The organism is Paenibacillus sp. VTT E-133280 (assembly GCF_002264385.1).
Taxonomy (GTDB): Bacteria; Bacillota; Bacilli; order Paenibacillales; family Paenibacillaceae; genus Paenibacillus_AQ; species Paenibacillus_AQ nitricinens.
Genome location: NZ_NFUX01000175.1, coordinates 1 through 399 on the forward strand (window position 1 = coordinate 1; position 399 = coordinate 399).

Sequence of the window (399 nt, forward strand, 5' to 3'; positions counted from 1 at the left end):
TCTTCTGATCTCTCGATCGTAAAAACATCAAGCAATAACAGCGTTGTTCCAGGACAATTGTTTAACTATAACTTATTGGTAACGAATGAAGGACCTTCTGATGCGGAGAATGTGGTAGTAACGGATAGCGTTCCAAGTCAACTTACCAACGTAGCGTATTCAATAGACGGTGGAGTAACATTTAATCCATGGTCGGGTTCTTACACGATCGGCACATTGGGAAACAGCTTTGGTCTTACGATCATCATTCGCGGAACGGTAATAGACGCAGCGTCGGGTATGATTGCGAATATAGCAACTGTAAGCTCGACAACACCAGATCCAGATCCAATGAACAACACGTCTACCCTCGTTATTCCAGTGAATGCATCTTCTGATCTCTCGATCGTAAAAACATCA

General features: G+C 43.1%; 1 protein-coding gene. It reads left to right on the plus strand.

All coding sequences use genetic code 11. From position 1 onward, the window contains the following. Nucleotides 1-399 (plus strand): DUF11 domain-containing protein (locus CA600_RS30650; RefSeq protein WP_143812241.1); only part of this gene is annotated, 399 nt, incomplete at both ends.